We start from the raw sequence: 3,136 nt of genomic DNA, 5'->3' as shown, positions 1-3,136 counted from the left end.
TCGAGGTGAAGTGGTCGAAGAATTTCTGGCATTCAGTCAGTGGCAATCCGATCTCTTCACCGTACCGGATCACCGCATCCAGATCATCCGGTTTCCCGGTTGATTTTGCGGTTTTGGCCCCTGTGGGGGCAGATATACCTTCAGGTATATCGGGGGGAATTTGTATTTCTAGGATAGGGGAGTCTGAGGGGAAAGGAATTAAAGGGTCGATTTTAGGGTACACTTTAGGGTTGACTTTAGGGTACACTTTAGGGTCTACTTTAGACCCCCCTTTTTTCAACCCTTTAGGTGTAACCAATGACCATCTGCTAACATCATTCCTACCCTTTCCCCCGGTTGTGAAAACAATCATCCCAATCTGCATTAACCGGTTTCTGGCAGTCCGCAATTCATTCACGGTCAATCCCGTGTTGCCGGCAACTCGTTCGTTCGACTGCTGGAAGGATTCACACGCACCTAATGAATTCATCGCGATCCGTAACAGGTACAGATACAGCTTGGTCTCATTGCCGGTAAATGAATGCACTTCATCGAGTTGCCAAAACCAGTTTAATTGTTCTTCGTAAGTCATGGGGGACACTGGTTGTTAATGGGTGGCTACCTGCTTTTCGCTTTCCATCGGGCGGGTTCCAGGTATGAACTGGACTTCCACATTGTTTTTCTCTATCAACCTTATCCATTCCTCCCGCATCTCCTCTTCGGTTGGTTCTTCAGTCCGGAACAGATCCAGCTGTGCACGTTTGCCTTTGATGAACCTTTTCGTTTCGTCAAAGAGCATGGAAACGATGGCATACATCTCTGCACTCATGGCTGGTTCAGCTTCCTCGAAGTACCTTGGGGTGGTGATCTTGATCCGCTCTGCCATTTTCGGAATAGTAACCATGGCAGTGACATTCAGGCCCTTGACCCCGTTGGTCAGTTTGATCGGTTCGGCCTGAAAGGGGATTTCGGCCTTCATCGCCTGGTTGAACCAATCCTTCAGCAGATTGAATTTTTCCCAGAATCGTGGCTCAGGAACCGAGTTTGATTTGATGGTCAGACTGTCTGTTCCTTCACCCTGATCGTAGGTCACGGTGAGATTTATCCCGTCTGTGCTGATCTCTGTTATTCTCATGGGTTTCCTTTCTGGATTAATCAATCTTCGTTACCGAAAGGATCATCATTTTCTGTATCCTCATTTTGACCATGACCTCTTGCAGGAAGCAATTGGCTGATTTCCCATCTTTGAATTGGTTCGGGTTTGTACTTGCTGGCAAGAGCCCGACACACAGATTCTTCGATCGGATTTAAGGCATATACAGCCTTGACGTTTATTAGCCGCGTAATCGATGGTTTTTCGGACTCACCTTCGAATACATCCACCCTTAACAGTTCTGGAAACAACGACGGTTGTACCAGTCCTGCGACTCGTTGATGCCCGAATAATTCAACGAGGCACCATTCTCTGAATTCTTGTTTGTCTTCCCGGTTGGAGTTTATTGCCGGTTGATTAATCCGGCTGCTTTCGGTCATGGGTATAGACAAGGCGACCGTCAGAAAGAACAATCCACTCATTCAGGCTTTGTTGGGTGGGCAGGATTCGAACCTGCAGGCTACCAAATGGTCAGTAAGAAATCGGAGGCCAACGACCCTCCTGCACTTCTGATCTGTGCGGCTACCTATTCCGCCACCACCCATTTTCACTTATTTATTCCGCTTGAGAGAAATCCAGATAGTAGGATTTCCCCTGTTCGAAGAAGCTGGCAGCAGGCACATCCTTATCAATGGCAATTGACAATGAGCCTGCAGGAGTATGTCGTGTGAAATCTGCATTTTCTCCTTGGTGCCCATAGACAGCATGGAGATGTGCGGTTTTATTGTCATCGTTTTGGAAAACTGAGTGACAGAAAAATTTTGCTCGTACCTTCATTTTCGATTCCTTTTATTTTGTGTTTGAAAAATTGTCAGATCCACACCCACTGCAAGCAGTCTTCCGGAAATAGGGCCATTACTGACCGGGCCGTGCTTTTTTCATGTCCGCCGACAATGCTCCCGGTGCGGGGTTCGAACCCACCTTTTCACCACTTGAAACCGGGATGACCGATTGGGTCAATTCTGGAAACCAGGCACCGCAATTGGTAAGGAGGATACCGTTGCGGTAAGGAGGATACCGTTGCGGACTGACTTTACTTCGACTGCCATTGAACCCCACCGATCGGTTACGATTACCATTTGTTTACGCTTTACCTTCTGTCCCAGGAACTGCATCAGTCCGGACCAGTTTCATCCATCTGCCGGGCATGTAAACGCCCATGTAGAATGTCACCACCTGAATGGCTTCAGCTTCAATGGGGATATCCTCATACCACCATCTGCGTTCTGTATATCCATCCGGGAATCGGAGAATGAATCGGGCGGCATCCGGCTTGTTTAACAACTTCCGGGCTTCTGTCCGATTGATTTTGAGTGATGGAGAAATCATACCGGCATCACCCAGATAATTGCCGAAACCAGGTCAGGGTATTTCACCTGAAGGGTCTTGCCTGCCTTTTTTGCGGTTGCCTTGGCCGCCATGATGGCAAGGGAAATTTCCTTCTTGTCCTTACCTGTAATCTGCAAGCACCCATCAGTTGTATTGGTCACGAATTCACGCAGATCCCGATATTTCCCACCTTCATGAAACTTTCTGATGGTGTCGGCCTTTTCAAAGGCTTCGTATGTAACCTTTTTCAGTTGCATCATTTGTCTCCTTTCGGAATGGTGATATTCAGGTTGCCTTTTTTTATGTCGACAACGACTGCTGTTCCGTCCTTCTCTTCCAGCTTTTTCATAGCCTTCAGGAGCTCTTTGTCCTCGCTGTGTTTCCGCTTCATATCCTCTTCGGCTAACTGGACCGTTTCCGTGTATTGGTACACGTTGGTTGGCCGGGCGGTCGTGATCTTGCACCCATCTACAATCACATCTTCACCCTTCGGTTGTGTGCTTGCAAAAGCGTATGCCTGTTCTTCGGATATTGCTCTCAATTCTTCGGCGAATACTGATAGTTTCTTTGAGAAAACCGCGAGATCCACTGACCGGAATTCAGTCAGGAAGGATTCAGAGAACAATTTTGCCACTGTCCGGATGTCCTTTTCGGTTGAGCATACCTGGCCCAATT

General features: G+C 47.8%; 7 protein-coding genes and 1 tRNA gene. All 8 read right to left on the bottom strand.

Annotated features, from left to right (window positions below; genetic code table 11):
• The coding region (locus HUU10_15775; GenBank protein ID NUQ83061.1) for a hypothetical protein at positions 1-571 on the bottom strand (571 nt) is incomplete at its 3' end.
• Positions 572-586: 15 nt separating this feature from the next.
• Complete coding sequence (locus HUU10_15770) at positions 587-1,114, bottom strand: hypothetical protein (protein ID NUQ83060.1); 528 nt, start codon at positions 1,112-1,114, stop codon at positions 587-589.
• Positions 1,115-1,134: 20 nt separating this feature from the next.
• Positions 1,135-1,554 (bottom strand): hypothetical protein, encoded by a 420-nt coding sequence (locus HUU10_15765; protein NUQ83059.1) that lies wholly within the window; start codon positions 1,552-1,554, stop codon positions 1,135-1,137.
• 10 nt (positions 1,555-1,564) lie between these two features.
• Positions 1,565-1,676, bottom strand: a tRNA-OTHER gene (locus tag HUU10_15760).
• Between the two features lie 11 nt (positions 1,677-1,687).
• The gene (locus HUU10_15755) at positions 1,688-1,909 is read right to left on the bottom strand and encodes a hypothetical protein (GenBank protein NUQ83058.1); all 222 of its coding nucleotides are present in this window, start codon (positions 1,907-1,909) and stop codon (positions 1,688-1,690) included.
• A gap of 306 nt (positions 1,910-2,215) precedes the next feature.
• Positions 2,216-2,461 carry a hypothetical protein gene (locus tag HUU10_15750; GenBank protein ID NUQ83057.1) on the bottom strand — a complete coding sequence of 82 codons (246 nt, stop codon included), beginning with the start codon at positions 2,459-2,461 and terminating at the stop codon, positions 2,216-2,218.
• Positions 2,458-2,718 carry a hypothetical protein gene (locus HUU10_15745; GenBank protein NUQ83056.1) on the bottom strand — a complete coding sequence of 87 codons (261 nt, stop codon included), beginning with the start codon at positions 2,716-2,718 and terminating at the stop codon, positions 2,458-2,460. The genes HUU10_15750 and HUU10_15745 overlap by 4 nt, the downstream gene beginning before the upstream one ends.
• A complete protein-coding gene (locus HUU10_15740) occupies positions 2,718-3,095 on the bottom strand; it encodes a hypothetical protein (GenBank protein NUQ83055.1) in 378 nt (125 codons plus the stop codon). Before HUU10_15740 ends, HUU10_15745 begins: the two co-directional genes overlap by 1 nt.
• Between the last annotated feature and the right edge of the window lie 41 nt (positions 3,096-3,136).

The sequence above is a fragment of the Bacteroidota bacterium genome, assembly GCA_013360915.1.
In the GTDB taxonomy this organism is placed as follows: Bacteria; Bacteroidota; JABWAT01; order JABWAT01; family JABWAT01; genus JABWAT01.
The sequence above is the reverse complement of the archived record's forward strand: the minus strand, read 5'-3'. Positions and strand labels throughout refer to the sequence as shown.